We start from the raw sequence: 16,562 nt of genomic DNA, 5'->3' as shown, positions 1-16,562 counted from the left end.
AAAAAGGCAACGTGGCGCAACCTATATCGGTTGCACCACGCACCTGGGATTACGCGCTCATTCAGTAGCTGATTAAAAATCAGTAAAGGTTAAGCTCACACGGTAAGTTGGGCCGTATTCTTCAAATTGCGAATTGAAACTCTGACGATTTTGATACACGTAGAACTTTTCGTCGGTGATGTTTTGTGCATCAAATGTCAATTGCATTTTAGGTGTAATAAAGTAACTGGCACTTAAATCCACATACAATTGTGCATCTGCATATAAGTCGTTTTGCTTGGTATCAATTGCGCCTACTTCTGCCAAAAATTTAGATTTATAGTTACCTGCTAGACGCACACTGAATTTTTGATCTTGCCAACCAATCGACATATTACCCACTTGTTTTGATTGACTTGGTAACACGATATTACGTGTTTGGCCTAATGAAGAAATTTTGGCGGTCGAATCACTAAAAGTTGCGTTGGCGCCCAAAATAACCTTATTCCATGGATAAGATAACCAGTCTAATTTTTGTGAGTAGGCCAACTCTAAACCATATACTTTTGCATCATCACCGTTTTCAAAAGTCAGCGCTTCATCAAAAGCTGTCCAAGCACCTGTACCACGCACATCAGTCTCATATACAAAGTTTTTGATGTCTTTATAAAAAGCAAACGCTGAAAGAACCCCAGCACGTCCCATATAGTGCTCGATACCGATATCTAAGTTTCTTGCTTCTAAAGGATTTAAATCTGGATTACCAAAAGCGGCTTCATCACCATTAATCACAACCCCTGGTGCTAGCTGATCAAAAGTGGGTCGAACAACAGTGTTTGTATAAGCGGCTCTGAATAAAGTATTTTCTGCCAATTGGTATTTGGCGTGTAAACCTGGCAATACATTGTGATAATCATTACTTTTGGAAACTGCAGCAAAACTACCATCTACAACACTAGTGCCTTTTGCTGTAAATTTCGTTCCTTCATAGCGTAAACCTGCAATTAACCGTAACTTGTTGATGTCAATTGTATTCATCACATAGGCGGCGTTAATATCTTCCGTCATTTGATAATCATTAATGCGTGATTCTTCTTCATCAAGTGCAGCATTACGGTCTAATTGACCAATCAGATTTCGGATAGCGCTGCCATTAATGGATTGCCCAAAAGGACCAGGCTTGTAATTTAAATTACCGCCGCTGTATTGGCTTAGATTGGTTGGTAATGTGCCAAAATCATCATATATATAGGTTTGCGTATCATTCCTAACATCACGACGAATGGCCTTAGCACCAAACTTAACTTGTGAGTCGTAGCCTTTAAAGTCATATAGACGTGCAAAATCCATTTTGATGTCTCTTTGTTTTGAGACAAAATCTGTGGTTTCCGCTTCTACCTCATCTAGTTCAAACGAGTTTGGGTTAAAGTAATCCGCACCGGCAATAAGACGCGGCTTTCTAGTATTACTAAAACCAGTATTAGCAAAAGCCCCTTCGAATACAGCACCAGCGATACCAAATGGACTTTTTTCACTTGATTCGCTGTATGATGCTTGTCCGTCTATTGTCCATAAACCAATATTTTTTTCGCCACCAAATGTAATCGATTTAATTTCTTGCGTATCAATACGGTCTTTCAACTCTCTTGAACCATCTGCAGCACCTAATTCGCTTGGTAACTGCGCATCATCAAATTTTAGTTCTGCAAGGTGGCGTTGTTCGTCATCTTTAAACTTGCTATAAATGGTACGCAAATAGTAGTTTGATAAGGCATCTGGCTTATAGTCAATATTCAAACCAACACCTAAACGGTCACGTTGAATTTGGTAATCTCGTGCTTGGAGCTCATTGAGTTCAGGGCCGTCCCACTCTCCGCCAGTTTCTACGTTATCTGAACCAAATTTTCGTTGTTGAAAACTCAATGCAAGGGCTACTGCCAAATTATCTGTACCATCACCAACACTAAAAATATTACTGATTGCACCAGACACTTTAGGGCTGGTTTTACTCACAAGCGGGTTGAATCCAGCTTCGCCAGAAATGGTGTAAAAGAAACCATCATGGTCAAAGCCAGATAAGCTGTTTACATTGACGGTAGCGCCTAAAGAGTTCGCATCCATATCTGGTGTCAGTGTTTTGACCACAGAGAGTGATTGGATGAGCTCAGACGGCAACACATCAAGCGCCACCGCACGACCACCAGGTTCTGAAGATGGAAGATTCACACCATTAATATTGACACTGTTTAAATCTGGCCCTAAGCCACGAATCGTTACAAATCGGCCTTCGCCTTGGTCGCGCTCAATCGAAACGCCCGGTACGCGCTGCAAGGCCTCAGCAGCATTATCATCTGGTAATTGACCAATGGCATCGGCACGTACCACACTTTCTATAGAGTCAGATGCGCGTTGATCTTTTAACGCTTTATCTATTTGTGCTGCTTGACCAATGACTTCCAAAAACTCTGTTTCGCCAATATCACCCAATTTTGTTGGTTTGGATGTTGATGCGCCTGTTTTATTCAGATCATCAGCATCCGCAGCAAAACCAAGCGGTATACTTGCCATTGCCAGCATTAATACACTTAGTTTGAGTGCCGGTTTTGTTTTGGCTGTCTTACCTTTTTTCACTTGCATTACCATCCCCTATATCGCTTTGTCATAAAAAAATGCTTCTGCCTACCCATTAACTTTAGGCCTTACTCAAGACAGATTTGATGACGAATACTAGGGATGCACTGTGACGCTTTTGTGACAGGTATTTTTAATTGTGCTCTTTTATGGGTATTTTAGCGTATTTTAAAAACTATTTGAGCTTTTTTGACAGCAAATAAAAAGAATGTCTTGGCTCGATAAATCAGTTGATATAGCAGATTTTCTTTACTGCACACTCATGTAATTCAGTTAACTAATTGCTTATTTCAGTAAAATTATCTAATTGGCATGGGCTAAATTGACTGCGCTTTATTTATCACAATGTCATCACACTGCAATAATGCAACGCTACATTCAATCCTATTTGATGCGCCAACGCCTACAGTTAAACAATATCAATCATGAAAAAATTTCCGTCATCAGCAAGCGTTTTAAGTTGCTTAGCTTTATTTTCAACGAGTGGCTTGTATTTATATCTCATGACAGGCGATATCAAATCTTGGGAGATGATTAAGTGGCTAGATGTATTTGCAGAAGGTGGCACCACCTTGCTGGCGTTATTCTGGCTTGTTCTGTTAATGCGTAGCCGCCCGGCGGGTTGTGTGACTTCATTGCTTGCATTGGGTTTATCCTGCTTTGTATTTTCATGGTGGATGGACTTTTTAGATGAGTTTATCAAGATTCCAGATACTATTTTTTGGGACAATTGGTTAGAAAGTTTACCTATTCCAATCGGATTGGTTTTACTCACTTTCGGTATCTTTCATTGGCATAAAGAAGAACTTGCCATCAGCGCACAAATGGTCAAACGTGAACGTGTGTTTCGCGAACACCGTTTATTTGATGCTTTAATTCCACTTGGTAGCGCTGGTTATTTACGCGAGCAATTAAAACTAGCACTTAAAGAAGCACGCACAGAAGCGCAACCACTTTCTCTAGTCGCCATTGATATTGATCACTTTAGTCAAATAAACCAGTTATATGGGCATCAAGAAGGTGATGCCGTTTTGCAGTCAATCACCCAATTATTATTGCTTAATCTACGTGAGCAAGATTTACTTTGCCGACTAGCAGGTGATCGTTTTGTTGCTTTACTACCAAATACCAATGAATACCAAGCAGAAATCATTGCGCTTGAATTAAAAAATGCGATTACGCATCTGGCCTATAAAAGCACGCACCTTGGCAAACGTATCCATTTATCAGCCAGCACTGCAACCACTGTTGGTATGCAAGAAGAGGCCAATACACTCCTTAAAACACTCAACAGCAAACTTGGTTTTATTAAAAATGGATTGATGAACGCGACTACATAATTTATGGGTATAAAATGCAACAGCTATGAACGCGATACGGCCTTTATCGCGGCACATCATCAGCCAGCAATCATGCTTGACTTGGCAATGTCTCGCAATGTGAACAGCCATGCGTTATTACGTGGCACGCAGCTCTTTTTAGATGATATGCTCACTGGGCGTAAACTCATTAGCCCTGCTCAATTTTTAACTTTATTGAACAATGGGCAGCAATTGTTAAAAGCAGATGACACTAGCTTTTTATTTGGTCAGCGCCTATTACCAGGCTTTTACGGGCCCGCCAGCCAAGTATTAAACCACTCCCTTAATTTACGCGATGCATTAATGCACCTTTGTGCCTATCATGCCCTACTTTGTCCGCTATTGACCCCACGTTATTTCGAAAATAATAGCCATTTTTTTATTTATTGGTTAGATAACTGTGGTGCAAGCACACAACAACCGTTTTTAGTTGAAGCTTACATGACTGCAATCACACGCATGGCGGCAAAAATGTCGGCTGAAAGACTGCCATGGCGATTTAATTTTACCCACGCTGAACCACGCTATATTGAGCAATATTGGGTACATTTAAACGAAGATGTTGCCTTTGACCAGCAGCTTAATATGATGAGTATTCCACTTGCGAATGCAAACAAAACATGGCTGCAAAGTGCACCTATCAGTCTACAGTTAGCCACCCTAGGTAGTAAAACGCAGATAGACGAAATAGGCTGGCATGAGAGCTTTTTAGATTCTTTATACAATTATTTACGCGACAATATTCAACAAAATCTGCAGTTAGAATCGGTAGCGGCAGCGTTTGGCATGAGCGCAGCCACGTTGAAGCGTAAATTACTCAAACACAATACACATTTTCAAGAACAGTTAGATTTTGCGCGTAAACATGTAGCACTCTATTTGTATCAAATTAAAGGTTACCAGCATCAACAAGTGGCTGATTATTTACGTTTTAATGATATTAATAATTTTAGGCGTGCATTTAAACGCTGGACTGGGTTGCCGCCTAGCCAATTGCGCCAAGCGAATTGTTTTTAATCAGCGCAGTCTATCCATCATTACAGCAGTTCGACATTGGCAAGTTGTGGCATAAATTGTTGTCAATTATTATTTAAGAGGATTGTAATATTGCTTGTATCGTGATGAATAATCATGCCAGCAATATGTTTTACTTCATCAAATTCAATGGGTTGTCATAAAAAGTTCATGCAACTTTCCGAAAAAATAATGCACTATATTCACATAACAAAAAAACATACATATTAATATGACATACAGATGACAATTTGTTAAATTATGAGTTGAAGGAGAATAAATCATGAATAAATTACTACATTTCATAGCTTTATTAATGTTAATTTCATCTGCCAGTGTGCAATCAACTACCATAGAAAGTAACGGAAGGCAGACCAAAAATTTTACTTGTAGTGAATTTAATAGTAGCTATGAAAAATGCAAATCTAAAGCAAACGAACTGTGCAAAAATGAGTCTAGGATTCTTGATTACCATAAAGAAGTGTATGCCGAGAATGTTGATGGATTCTATATGCCATCAAAACATCACTTTCTTGTTGAATGCCTTTAACAACAATCCAAATCGTTAAGCCATATTCATGGCTGCGCGTTTGATTTAATTTGGATTCATTGATTAATATAGACTGAAAGCAACCCAATCATTGGGTTGCTTAATCTTTAATTTAGCAAAATTCTCGCTCGTAAGGCTTGCTAATTCTGGTGTTATTGAAAGTCTTCAGCAAAAGTCATCAAAGCTCAATAAGCAATCATGATCTCGTTACGACGTAAAAATGGTAAAGTCCAAGGCGGGTTATAGCGTGCCAGTGCTGGCGTTGCAATTGGTTTTATTTGTTTGGTTTTTAACCATGCTAATAACATTGCTGTTTTTTCGGCAACTTTCTCTTCGCCAGCCAAGCCAGAAAAACGCATCACTGCCATACGGTTCTCAGGCACTTCGCGCAAGATAACTGCTGAATGATTGGGTGTGGGTAATGTATTTAATGTGTATTGGCTTGGCATCACAAAATACATACGCCAACGACCCGCTGTTTGTTGCATTGTCACAGGCGCCGTCATGCTGATTCTTTCAGAAGTTGGCACCATCGTCACTGGCGTGGTCATACTGATTTTCTCATTAGCGCCAGAACGGGCGGTATTGTTTCCAAAAATATAATCAGCAATCCGCTTGAATCCATCGCGAGAGGCATCGCGCAAAGAGCCATCAACAAGCGTTTCAGCCACAACCATCGCCGCATATTGCCTTAACTCAAAGTCACCTGACTTTTCCAGCACTGTATATTTTGGCTCTTCTGCTGCCATTGCAAGGTTAACAAACAATAAAATCAACAACCCACATAATAAACCTAATTTCACTTCATGCTCCCAATATTCGTCAGCTTACTATCGCATATTAAAATGCATGTTGATTATCTAATAATGACCGGCCTGCATAAAACACGATTTTCACACCATGCGCATGATGTAAATAGCTAGTTTAATTCAAGCGCCTATCACTCAAGTTAGATCGATTTGACCAATTAATTCCGTAGTTTATATTGAGTTGGACTAAAAGCGCGCGTGATTTCAACTGTTCTTAAACGAAGATGTTTACAAGATTGTGTTTTCACTCTTTTACGCCATAATTTATAACTGCCAAACGTTAATGACGCTTTCATGAGTTTCATCAAAGCGCTTTCATCCAATCCATATATTTTTTTGATGGCATCAAATGTTGTTTTGTCTTCCCAAGCCATCTCAATAATTCTAGATTTATCTTGCTCAATCAAGGCTATATCTATTTTCGCTTGTTGATTTTGTTTCATGGTCATTGCTTAATTCATCATAAAAAAATTAGTCAGCTAAATCTAAACTAAGTTCATCAATCCGCTTGCAAACGTAATCAATGGCATGCACTCAACCCCCTAAGTTACAGAAAATGTGCTTTATTTTTTGTATGTTGGTAGCATCGCCATCAAAGTATTATCGCGCATGACGTAATGATGGAATAAGCCAGCTAAGGCATGTAAAGTAATCAAATAATAGCCAGATTTGCCGATAGTGCCGTGGATGCCTTTTAATGATTTTCCCAACTCTTTATTCTCATTAATCAGCGCAGGCAACTCTAAGCCAAAAAAAGGAATTGTTTTGCCAGACGCACTCAAGGTTAACCAGCCTAAAATAGGTAAACCAATCATCAACAAATAAAGCGTACCTTGAACCGCCTTGCCTAGCACTCTTTTCCATGTTGATGGCGTTGGCACAATGCGTGGTTTGTTTCCTCGTACAATAAAAAATAAACGCAACCATATCAAAATAAACACAGAAAGACCCAACATAAAATGCCACATTTTTAATGCTTCGCGTGGGTCACTGCCCTTAGGATACAACACCCTTAATTCAATACAAGCATAAACAGCAACCATCAATAAAAACATCAGCCAATGCATCAAAATAGACATTGATCCGTAACGGTTTGAAGCTTCACTCATCTGTATGACTCCTGATTGACTGTTAATTATTCTAAGATTGATTGATGCATTATTTTAACTGTTTTCGTTTGTGCTTTTTTCTATCGCAACAAAATAAAAGCAGCAACATGAGAGCCATTAAACCTTAGCTGACTAAAATTATAAGCGCCAATGTCTCAATTTAGGCTTCACGCTGCATGTGTAGATAAAGCGCTTCAACCTTATCTCTAGCCCAAGGTGTTTTGCGCAAAAAAGTTAAACTGGATTGCATACTAGGATCGTAGCTAAAACAATTGATGGGAATCAGTTTCGCTAAATGTGCCCAGCCATAATGCGCCACTAAATCAGTCAAGATTGCTTTAAGCGTTATGCCATGCAATGGGTTATTAGGTTGTAATGGTGGCACGCTGGTCATAATGGTTTATTATCAATCAATATGGTAAGAAAATTTGTCAATCACCATTCTAATCGATTGCAATGCCTTGGCAATAGTCGCAACACATGACTGTTCACATTTTGCTATCGCTATCAACAAATGCAACATGTCTACCCGAGTAGCAATCGAAGCACCTACTCAATAAGTGTTGTTGCAGATGGCGAGTATTGATAATAGCGATTGAGGTTTTAAAAAACTGATTTTAAAAACAAAAAAGCCTAGCAAGAAGCTAGGCTTTAATCGATAACACGTATTACATTAGCGATGACAGATTGGGCAAGTACAAGCTAGCCCATGAAAAGGCCAAAATGCATCTATCTTCGCTGATTGATAACGCATTATTTGTTCATTACGTACATTGTTACTTCAAAGCCAAAACGCATTTCTGTAGCTGCTGGTGTTGTCCACATAATATTCTCCTGAGTCATTTGGTTTCGAGTAAACAAAATGTCTATCTCGTTAACAACATTATCGGCCTCACAGAAAAAAATACCCTATTTAAGTTCATGAACACAGACTCAGTAAATTCATGATCAACCACTGATTAAAAGAACACAACAGGCATCAGCAATCACAAGCTTAAGCATCTTATTACCATCCAAATATGCCGTTTGGTATATACCATTATAGGGATATCAGTAGATTTTCTATTGACCCTACAAGCGCAGAATACGTTTCATGGTAAAGCAATTCAGTTAGAAGGGCTTTACAGTTTAAACAAACACTTTAGGAGAAATAAAATGAAAACATTATCACTACTAAGCGCACTTTTATTAACTGTATCAATCAATGCATATGCAAACCAATCAAACGGCGAGCAGGCAGCAACTAATCAAATGGCAGAAAAAATACACCTAGCAGCCACTTCAGCAGATGAGGTTGTCCACAATGCAACAAGACTTAAATTTATCAGCAGAAGGGCTGCGCATAACCCAGCCGTAAACAATAAAGATGCTTACAATGCAGATGAAAATTGGGTTGGCGCAACTTATGTGGATGAACAAGAAGCTAACACAAGCAAAAGATTAAATCGTCAATTTACAAGCAAACGTCCAAATATGAACTATCAGTTTGATTAATATTTGATTCATAGCGGTTAACAAAAAACGGGCAAATGCCCGTTTTTTTATGCCTTCATCTCAATCATTCAAACAACAAGTCACTGCAAACTCAATCTGTCTTACCTATTCCAACCAAAGAACAACCATGCGACAAAAACCGCTACGATAGCTAGCCCGTCATTCCCATGACAATGTTCATCTATTTTGAATGTCAAGATTGTTAATATGGATTCCCACCTTCGCGGGAGTGACAGCGAACGTTTAGTCAACTTAGCTTGTCAATAGTAAGCGTTTTAACGCTTTACCTAACGATTAACACCAGAGGCCCACATGAAAGCAATTTGGAACAACCAAGTCATCGCAGAATCAAACAATACAATTGTGGTAGAAGGCAATCACTACTTTCCACCGGAATCCATTCACCATAGCTATTTAACCAAAACCGACCACACCACCACCTGCGGCTGGAAAGGCGTGGCAAACTATTACTCCATCGCGGTTGATGGTAAGGTAAATGAAAACGCAGCATGGGTTTACAACACCCCAAAAGAACAAGCCACCAACATCAAAGACTGCTTAGCTTTTTGGAAGGGCGTGGAAATTACCCAATAATTCTCAGTCTTTGCGAGTAGTAAAGCGACAACGCAATCCATTTTGTAATGGTCAAGAAAAGTCGATTTGTGATTTTTTGCTAGTTTCGCGTGGCGGATTACAGTTGGCTTATCCGTTATGTGCGAGCTGAATCTATTGATTGACTGTTCAGGCAAATCCATTGATTGATTGCGGAAATCATGGTCTGAGCTAACCCACATTATTTTGTTTTATAAATGAAAAAACCACCTTGCGGTGGTTTTTTCGCCTCAGAGGATCATTTAACTTAATAAACTTCCCTAGAGGTGAGTTGTTCTCGCAATATAACGCTTTCTAATTTTTAGTCAAGCCCGCGTATGGCGTATTAGGTTGTCACCACAAACTTACCAACTTATTGGCTTTAGATTGTTTGTAATACCGTTTACGGATGCGGTATGCCAGATGAGATTGGTGGACTTTTTTAATACTGATTTAATACTGAGCTAAGCCTTTTGATACCATTGATTTGGTTTTAGAACAATTGAAAACGTTAATAATGCGGCGGTATCTCATGCTGCTGTCCATTCTCCTGCATCGCGCTTTGCATGCTATCCATTTGCCCTATCATCGACTCAACCGTGCGCTGTAGTTTTGCAATCTGGCCTTGCTGCTCAATAACGACTTGGTTAAGGCTTTCCAATAAATCCTCTTGAAATGATAGCTTTGTTTGTAATTCTATAATTGCTTCTTCGTTATTTTCCATAGGTCGTACCATCTAATTTACCCAAGTAGGGTGGGCAACTTGTTTGCCCACGCTTAACAATCGTTCAAAGTTAACCAAACGCGTGCACAGCCTACCCACCCTATTTGGCTCACTCAATTAGTTCTTAATTGTAACAATACTTTGCTTAAGATTCTTAATGCATTATCATTCGCTTAAGTTTGAGGGGAAATTATGCTGTATACATTTGGTTATGAAGGTCTGACGATAGAGAGTTTTATTAATAGGCTAAAAGAAACTGGCGTTAAAACAATTATAGATGTAAGAGAACTACCGCTATCTAGAAAAAAAGGTTTCTCAAAAAAATCTTTTGCTGCTAATCTTCATGCCGCTGGCATTGCCTATGCGCATATGCCAGCCTTAGGTTGTCCGAAACCTATTAGAAATGCATATAAACTAAATTCAAGCTGGTCTGAATACACTAAAGAGTTTAATGCCTATTTGGCAACCCAAACTTCAGCAATTAAAGAGCTTTCGAAAATATCACACTCGACATCAGCGTGCTTAATTTGCTTTGAGGCCGACTTCAATTTATGTCATAGAAGTTTAATTGCGCGTGCCTGTCAAAACCTAGATGGGGTTAAAGTTAGTCATATTACCGCTAAAACAATGATTGCTGAGCTACCTGTTCGGGTTGCTGCATAGGTGGGTAAATCAAACTTACTATCAACCATTGATTAGGAAATCTGTGTATTGTTCCCATAAGAAACATTAAGTCCGATTTTGCTAGGTTTTCCTCAATCATTTTACGGAATGGTATTTCCCAATCTTTTTTATGTTGCGCATAAACATTCCAAAATAAAGCACCAACCTCCCAATCAACAATTTTGTGTTTATATCTAAGCTTTTCATCACCTATATTACACTCATAAATATAATGAAAGTCGTATGGAAGCTTTCTTAAAAGCCTAATACTTTTTTCGTCTGTATCATCAAACAAATTTCCTTGTTGTTGCAGAGATAGCAATTTTTGCTTTTCTTGTTCAGACCACTCTGGATTATCTACTGCCTTAATTTCCAAAGAAATAATTTTTTCAGGTTTTAATAATGCTAGGCTAGTTCCATGCTTGTTCCTTGCATCCTCTAGTTCATCGAAATTATTAAATTTCTGAATTTTATCTAAATATACACGCCTATCTCGCCAAAGATTCTTTGTTGAAAGTGGTTTATCATCACACTCTATTGTATCAACATATAATTTGTGACTTTCAGGCCTATGATCTTTACTCGCTTTTTCAAGCCTTACATTTATCCATTGCCATTTTTTAAACTGTCTGTCATCACTAACCAATCTAAAAGGAACTGGATATAATCTGATTAAATTTCCACTATCATCCATACCCGCAACGCATGACGTTTCAGAATACTTAGCACTTGGTGAGGGGTAAGTTTTACAAAGAATAAGCACTCTCTGGACTTTTGATTTCATTTAATTATTCGTATTATTAAAGTTATAAATTACAAAAAAGGAGCCGAAGCTCCTTTTTAATCTAACCGCACTTACTTTCACCACAATTCAAGCAAGTCAAACACCCATCCATAATAATGCTGGCTTTGGTGTTACATTTTTTACAGAGGGTTGCGCCTTTTGGGTAGCCTTCGTCGTTCATGGCTTCGCCGCTTTCGGCAGCTTTTTCTAGGTATTCTGCTTTTTTCTCATCCACCAATTTTTGTTGGTGTTCGTCTAAACCTGCTTTTTCTAGCATGCCGATATTTTGCAAGTGCTTTTCTACCACTTCGCCAATTTCTGCGACTAGGCTAGGTACAAATTTGCCGCCTTTTTTAAAGTAACCGCCACTTGGTTCGAATACGCTTTTTAGCTCTTCTACCAAGAAGGTGACATCGCCACCTTTGCGGAACACGGCAGACATGACGCGGGTTAGCGCCACGATCCATTGAAAGTGCTCCATGTTTTTGGAGTTGATAAACACTTCAAACGGACGGCGATGCTCTTGTGGTGTGCCTGCGTTCATCACGATATCGTTAATGGTGATGTATAGCGCATGCTCTGTGACTGGTGTTTTGATTTTATAGGTGTTACCCACCAATTCATCTGGACGGCTTAACGGCTCGCCCATTTGCACTACATTACTTTTTGCCGCCTCATCAGCTTTGGCTTTTTCAGCTTTGCTTTCTGGCGTGACTAGGTTGTAACCAGTGATTTTTTTATCAATTTTAATTGCCATTTTTTCTCTCCTATGGGGTCTTTTTGGCTTTCCCGTTCCTTCGTTAATTGTCGTCATTCCATGCTTGACATGGAATCTAGCGTCTTTGTTTTTACACTCTTTTAATACTTTAAGTCACTGGATTCCGACCTTCGTCGGAATGACGCTTTAGTTTTTAAGCGTCGCGAGCGATGGGAGTGCTAGGCGAAAATTGGTTTTGAACCGGAATGTACATTTGAGTACATGAGGATTTAAAACCAATTTTCAACAACGCAATCCCGAGCGTAGCAGCTTAAAATTTGCCGTAGTATCCCTCTTTTAGAGCATCGTACAAGTTGGCTGCACTATGAATCTCCCCATCATACTCAATCTCTTCATTACCCTTGGCTTCAATTTCAGTGCCGTCATCTAGCGTAAATTTATAAGTGGTGTTTTCTAAATCTTTCTCTGTCACCAACACGCCTTGGAATGCTTCTGGGTTAAAACGGAAGGTGGTGCAACCTTTTAAGCCTTTGTCGTATGCGTATAGATAGATGTTTTTGAAATCTTCAAAATCATAATCGGTTGGCACGTTAATGGTTTTTGAGATGGAGCTATCAATCCATTTTTGTGCGGCAGCTTGAATATCCACATGCGCTTTGGCTTTAATATTAGAGGAGTCCATAAAGTAATCGGGCAATTTTTCTTCTTCTGACTGACCAAACGGCATGGCTTTTGGATTAATCAATTCGCGGTAAGCCAATAGCTCGAATGAGAACACATCGACTTTCTCTTTCGATTTTTTACCTTCACGAATTACGTTACGGTTGTAGTGATGGGCAAAACTTGGCTCAATGCCGTTGCTGGCGTTATTGGCTAATGACAATGAAATGGTGCCTGTTGGCGCGATTGAACTATGGTGGGTAAAGCGCACGCCTTTGTCTGCAATTTGGTTACGCAAGCCAACTGGGAACTGCTGCATATAGCGACTATATTTACCCAGCAATACTTTACCTGCAATTTTGTTACCCACTTTAATACCATCTGCCGCCATTTCTGGACGTTTAGCGAGCATGTCTGCTGTGACAACAAATTTCTCATCCATAATAGGCGCTGGGCCTTTTTCTTCTGCTAGTTGCACGCCAACTTCCCAGCCTACTTCTGCCATGACGCGGGTCACTTCTTCTGTAAATTTAAGTGAGGCTTCATCGCCATATTTTTGCTTCATCATGGTTAAGGTTGAACCTAAACCCAAATAACCCATGCCATGACGGCGTTTACGGGCAATTTCTTCACGTTGTTTTTCGAGTGGTAATCCGTTAATTTCGACGACGTTATCCAGCATTCTAGTGAAGATAGCAACCACTTCTTTATATTCTGCCCAATCAAAATAAGCTTCATCGGTGAATGGTTTTTTAACAAACTTGGTTAGATTAACCGAGCCTAGTAAACAAGCGCCGTAAGGTGGCAATGGTTGCTCGCCACACGGATTGGTTGCGCGGATGTTTTCGCAGAACCAGTTGTTGTTCATTTCATTGACGCGATCAATCAAGATAAAACCAGGCTCTGCAAAATCGTATGTGCTAGACATAATCACATTCCACAAATTGCGCGCTTTAATGGTTTTGTAAACACGGCAAGCAACTTTACCTGCATCAACGCCTTTTTCTTTGGTGAGGTATTTGCCTTTAATTGGCCATTCGCGCCATACCACTTGTTCCGCATTATTGGTGTCTAAACCATCAACAATGGCCTCTTTTTCTGTCACTGGAAAAGCCAGCTTCCATTCAGCATCAGCTTTAACCGCTTCCATAAACTCTTTGGTAATGAGACATGAAAGGTTGAATTGACGCAAACGACCATCTTCACGTTTGGCTTTAATAAAATCGGTAACATCTGGATGGCTAATATCAAACGTTGCCATTTGCGCACCTCGACGACCACCCGCAGATGACACGGTGAAACACATTTTGTCGTAGATATCCATAAAAGATAAAGGGCCGCTGGTATGTGCGCCAGCGCCTGCAACAAATGCGCCTTTTGGTCTTAGCGTAGAGAATTCGTAGCCGATGCCGCAACCTGCTTTAAGCGTTAAACCAGCCTCGTGTACTTTATCTAAAATATTATCCATGCTGTCTTCTACCACGCCAGAAACGGTACAGTTAATGGTAGAAGTGGCTGGCTTGTGCTCTAGCGCACCCGCGTTTGAGGTAATACGACCAGCAGGAATAGCGCCATGGCGCAACGCCCATAAAAACTTTTCATGCCAATGTTGTTGTTTTTCTTCAGTGGTTTCTACATCCGCCAAGGCACGTGCCACTCGCGAGTAAGAATCATCCATGTTTTTATCAACTGGCTCACCATTTTTGGTTTTAAGGCAATATTTTTTATCCCAGATATCCAAAGAAACGGATTGGATTGGAATGTCTTTACTATCGTTGACACTGTCTTGCGCGCTGGATTTTTTTGACTGCTCTACTGCTTTTAGCATACTTGCTCCCACTTTTATTCTATTTATACTGTATTTTTACAGCACTTTCGTCTTACTGTAATCTAACTTTTTGATTTATATAAATAATCGTTATTTACATCAGCAAAAAGCGGCTCTTCAACACAACATATTGTGTCATCGGTGATAATTTATGCCTTTATCATGTGTTTTGCAACCCTTTTTTACAACGACATTTTGCACCATTTTTGGGCATAGAAAGCAAAGCTAAGCTCCGACTAGAACACAGCTAATGTAAGCGACCACCAACATTGATATGCAATATAAAAAATAGAGGAATAGACAACAATACTACACTTTGCATCCGTCATTCATCATCAAGATTGTAATGTCGGGGGTTGGTCGTGAATGTTTTATGAGAAAATAAGTGATGCCAAGATTTTTATATACATGTTTACTTTACTTCGTTTTACCATTGGTACCGTTTAAATTATGGTGGCGCGGCATTAAACAGCCAGCTTATCGACAGCATTGGCTGGAGCGATTTGGTTTTTATCATGTAATGCCAGACAAGCCTATTATTTGGTTACATTGTGTTTCGGTTGGTGAAACCAACGCGGCAATGCCGTTAATCAAAGCACTTAGACAAGCATATCCGACCTATCAAATACTGTTATCCCACACAACGCCAACAGGTCGTGCGACTAGCGCGCATTTGTTGGCAGATGATGTGTTACGTGTTTATTTGCCTTACGATGTGCCATTTGCAGTGCGACGCTTTTTACAGCACTTTAAGCCGCACATTGGTTTGTTAATGGAAACTGAGCTTTGGTTTAACCTAATTGCCGCCTGCAAAAAGAGTAATGTTCCTTTGTTATTGATGAATGCAAGGTTGTCAGAACGATCAGCAACTGGCTACGCCAAGTTGGGCACTCTAGCGCGTCATGGCTTAAGTAGCTTACAGGCGATTGGGGCACAAACATTAAATGATGCAAAACGATTAGCGGCACTAGGCGCAACTAATATCAACGTAACTGGCAATCTAAAATTTGATGTAAAACCACCTACTGATAGTAAAGAAAAGGGCGGCCAATTACGTCAGCTATTGGGTGATGAGAGACCTATCTTTTTGGCGGCGAGCACCCGCGAAGGTGAAGAAGCACTGATTTTAGATGCGGTTCAAGATTTGGCATTATTAACGGTCATCGTGCCGCGCCATCCACAGCGATTTGATGAAGTGGCTCATTTACTTAAACAACGCAAACTAGCATTTGTGCGCCGTCATATGCTAACTGAGCCTATCTCCACAGCAACCCAAGTGGTGTTGGGCGACAGCATGGGTGAGTTGTATTATTACTACGCCGCCTGCGATTTTACGTTTATCGGTGGTAGTTTGCGCGATTTTGGTGGGCAAAATTTAATTGAAGCAGCAGTGATGGGTAAGCCTATTTTAATCGGACCACATACCTTTAATTTTGCCGAAGCCACGAATGACGCCATTGAGTTTGGTGCGGCTATTCGCGTGCATGATGTGAATGACTTACGTAAACAGATACAAACGTTTTTACAACATCGTAAACAAGGTGAAGAGATGGGCAAAGCAGCCATTGCTTACAGCCAATCTGCCACCGGGGCAACACAAAAAATGTTGATTATGATTGCGCCTTATTTATCAGTTAAAGATTGATC

Annotated in this window: 17 protein-coding genes; 7 read left to right on the top strand and 10 right to left on the bottom strand. The window is 39.9% G+C overall.

The genetic code is table 11. The features are described from left to right. Positions 1 to 72: 72 nt before the first annotated feature. A complete protein-coding gene (locus KFB94_05915; protein ID QVL44849.1) occupies positions 73 to 2,616 on the bottom strand; it encodes a TonB-dependent receptor in 2,544 nt (847 codons plus the stop codon). Positions 2,617 to 3,035: 419 nt separating this feature from the next. Here KFB94_05915 and KFB94_05910 point away from each other — a divergent pair, with 419 nt between their 5' ends. The 3 genes from KFB94_05910 (at position 3,036) to KFB94_05900 (ending at position 5,535) form a co-directional block, all read left to right on the top strand. Further along, the gene (locus KFB94_05910; protein ID QVL44848.1) at positions 3,036 to 3,950 is read left to right on the top strand and encodes a GGDEF domain-containing protein; all 915 of its coding nucleotides are present in this window, start codon (positions 3,036 to 3,038) and stop codon (positions 3,948 to 3,950) included. Between the two features lie 3 nt (positions 3,951 to 3,953). Continuing rightward, entirely contained in the window at positions 3,954 to 4,988 is a 1,035-nt protein-coding gene (locus KFB94_05905; GenBank protein QVL44847.1) for an AraC family transcriptional regulator ligand-binding domain-containing protein, read from the top strand. Between the two features lie 280 nt (positions 4,989 to 5,268). After that, positions 5,269 to 5,535, top strand: a complete 267-nt coding sequence (locus KFB94_05900) for a hypothetical protein (protein QVL44846.1) — start codon at positions 5,269 to 5,271, stop codon at positions 5,533 to 5,535. Positions 5,536 to 5,720: 185 nt separating this feature from the next. Here the strand turns inward: KFB94_05900 and KFB94_05895 are convergent, their stop codons facing one another. The 5 genes from KFB94_05895 to pqqA form a co-directional block, all read right to left on the bottom strand. Beyond that, positions 5,721 to 6,338 (bottom strand): heme-binding protein, encoded by a 618-nt coding sequence (locus KFB94_05895; GenBank protein QVL44845.1) that lies wholly within the window; start codon positions 6,336 to 6,338, stop codon positions 5,721 to 5,723. 164 nt (positions 6,339 to 6,502) lie between these two features. Then, positions 6,503 to 6,787, bottom strand: coding sequence for a TIGR03643 family protein (locus KFB94_05890; GenBank protein ID QVL44844.1), 285 nt, complete (start codon positions 6,785 to 6,787; stop codon positions 6,503 to 6,505). 120 nt (positions 6,788 to 6,907) lie between these two features. Beyond that, positions 6,908 to 7,453 carry a cytochrome b gene (locus KFB94_05885; GenBank protein QVL44843.1) on the bottom strand — a complete coding sequence of 182 codons (546 nt, stop codon included), beginning with the start codon at positions 7,451 to 7,453 and terminating at the stop codon, positions 6,908 to 6,910. 160 nt (positions 7,454 to 7,613) lie between these two features. Continuing rightward, positions 7,614 to 7,847, bottom strand: a complete 234-nt coding sequence (locus KFB94_05880; protein QVL44842.1) for a DUF2132 domain-containing protein — start codon at positions 7,845 to 7,847, stop codon at positions 7,614 to 7,616. 359 nt (positions 7,848 to 8,206) lie between these two features. Continuing rightward, the gene (gene pqqA, locus KFB94_05875; GenBank protein QVL46585.1) at positions 8,207 to 8,278 is read right to left on the bottom strand and encodes a pyrroloquinoline quinone precursor peptide PqqA; all 72 of its coding nucleotides are present in this window, start codon (positions 8,276 to 8,278) and stop codon (positions 8,207 to 8,209) included. 330 nt (positions 8,279 to 8,608) lie between these two features. On the opposite strand from pqqA, the gene KFB94_05870 reads away from it, so the two are divergent. Together KFB94_05870 and KFB94_05865 are read left to right on the top strand one after the other, a co-directional pair. Beyond that, complete coding sequence (locus KFB94_05870; protein QVL44841.1) at positions 8,609 to 8,947, top strand: hypothetical protein; 339 nt, start codon at positions 8,609 to 8,611, stop codon at positions 8,945 to 8,947. A 312-nt stretch (positions 8,948 to 9,259) separates the two neighbouring features. Next, a complete protein-coding gene (locus tag KFB94_05865) occupies positions 9,260 to 9,541 on the top strand; it encodes a DUF427 domain-containing protein (GenBank protein ID QVL44840.1) in 282 nt (93 codons plus the stop codon). A 508-nt stretch (positions 9,542 to 10,049) separates the two neighbouring features. On the opposite strand, the gene KFB94_05860 is transcribed toward KFB94_05865, so the two are convergent. Further along, positions 10,050 to 10,274, bottom strand: coding sequence for a SlyX family protein (locus KFB94_05860; GenBank protein ID QVL44839.1), 225 nt, complete (start codon positions 10,272 to 10,274; stop codon positions 10,050 to 10,052). 180 nt (positions 10,275 to 10,454) lie between these two features. Between KFB94_05860 and KFB94_05855 the strand changes: the two genes are divergently transcribed. Beyond that, positions 10,455 to 10,925 (top strand): DUF488 domain-containing protein, encoded by a 471-nt coding sequence (locus KFB94_05855; protein ID QVL44838.1) that lies wholly within the window; start codon positions 10,455 to 10,457, stop codon positions 10,923 to 10,925. Here KFB94_05855 and KFB94_05850 read toward each other — a convergent pair. From KFB94_05850 to KFB94_05840, 3 genes are all read right to left on the bottom strand, one after another. Then, a complete protein-coding gene (locus KFB94_05850) occupies positions 10,882 to 11,709 on the bottom strand; it encodes a hypothetical protein (GenBank protein ID QVL44837.1) in 828 nt (275 codons plus the stop codon). The genes KFB94_05855 and KFB94_05850 overlap by 44 nt on opposite strands. A gap of 61 nt (positions 11,710 to 11,770) precedes the next feature. Beyond that, on the bottom strand, positions 11,771 to 12,466 hold the full coding sequence (locus KFB94_05845) for an NrdJb (GenBank protein QVL44836.1): 696 nt from the start codon (positions 12,464 to 12,466) through the stop codon (positions 11,771 to 11,773). Between the two features lie 271 nt (positions 12,467 to 12,737). Further along, entirely contained in the window at positions 12,738 to 14,915 is a 2,178-nt protein-coding gene (locus KFB94_05840) for an adenosylcobalamin-dependent ribonucleoside-diphosphate reductase (protein ID QVL44835.1), read from the bottom strand. A gap of 388 nt (positions 14,916 to 15,303) precedes the next feature. On the opposite strand from KFB94_05840, the gene waaA reads away from it, so the two are divergent. Further along, on the top strand, positions 15,304 to 16,560 hold the full coding sequence (gene waaA, locus KFB94_05835) for a lipid IV(A) 3-deoxy-D-manno-octulosonic acid transferase (protein QVL44834.1): 1,257 nt from the start codon (positions 15,304 to 15,306) through the stop codon (positions 16,558 to 16,560). Positions 16,561 to 16,562: the final 2 nt, after the last annotated feature.

Source organism: Methylophilaceae bacterium (genome assembly GCA_018398995.1).
Classification (GTDB): Bacteria; Pseudomonadota; Gammaproteobacteria; order Burkholderiales; family Methylophilaceae.
The sequence above is the reverse complement of the archived record's forward strand: the minus strand, read 5'-3'. Positions and strand labels throughout refer to the sequence as shown.

Bases quoted from the DNA above. Each gene is read 5' to 3' on its own strand.
- KFB94_05915 (QVL44849.1), bottom strand. From the start codon at position 2,616: ATGCAAGTGAAAAAAGGTAAGACAGCCAAAACAAAACCGGCACTCAAA.
- KFB94_05910 (QVL44848.1), top strand. From the start codon at position 3,036: ATGAAAAAATTTCCGTCATCAGCAAGCGTTTTAAGTTGCTTAGCTTTA.
- KFB94_05905 (QVL44847.1), top strand. From the start codon at position 3,954: ATGGGTATAAAATGCAACAGCTATGAACGCGATACGGCCTTTATCGCG.
- KFB94_05900 (QVL44846.1), top strand. From the start codon at position 5,269: ATGAATAAATTACTACATTTCATAGCTTTATTAATGTTAATTTCATCT.
- KFB94_05890 (QVL44844.1), bottom strand. From the start codon at position 6,787: ATGAAACAAAATCAACAAGCGAAAATAGATATAGCCTTGATTGAGCAA.
- KFB94_05885 (QVL44843.1), bottom strand. From the start codon at position 7,453: ATGAGTGAAGCTTCAAACCGTTACGGATCAATGTCTATTTTGATGCAT.
- KFB94_05880 (QVL44842.1), bottom strand. From the start codon at position 7,847: ATGACCAGCGTGCCACCATTACAACCTAATAACCCATTGCATGGCATA.
- KFB94_05870 (QVL44841.1), top strand. From the start codon at position 8,609: ATGAAAACATTATCACTACTAAGCGCACTTTTATTAACTGTATCAATC.
- KFB94_05865 (QVL44840.1), top strand. From the start codon at position 9,260: ATGAAAGCAATTTGGAACAACCAAGTCATCGCAGAATCAAACAATACA.
- KFB94_05860 (QVL44839.1), bottom strand. From the start codon at position 10,274: ATGGTACGACCTATGGAAAATAACGAAGAAGCAATTATAGAATTACAA.
- KFB94_05855 (QVL44838.1), top strand. From the start codon at position 10,455: ATGCTGTATACATTTGGTTATGAAGGTCTGACGATAGAGAGTTTTATT.
- KFB94_05850 (QVL44837.1), bottom strand. From the start codon at position 11,709: ATGAAATCAAAAGTCCAGAGAGTGCTTATTCTTTGTAAAACTTACCCC.
- KFB94_05845 (QVL44836.1), bottom strand. From the start codon at position 12,466: ATGGCAATTAAAATTGATAAAAAAATCACTGGTTACAACCTAGTCACG.
- KFB94_05840 (QVL44835.1), bottom strand. From the start codon at position 14,915: ATGCTAAAAGCAGTAGAGCAGTCAAAAAAATCCAGCGCGCAAGACAGT.
- waaA (QVL44834.1), top strand. From the start codon at position 15,304: ATGCCAAGATTTTTATATACATGTTTACTTTACTTCGTTTTACCATTG.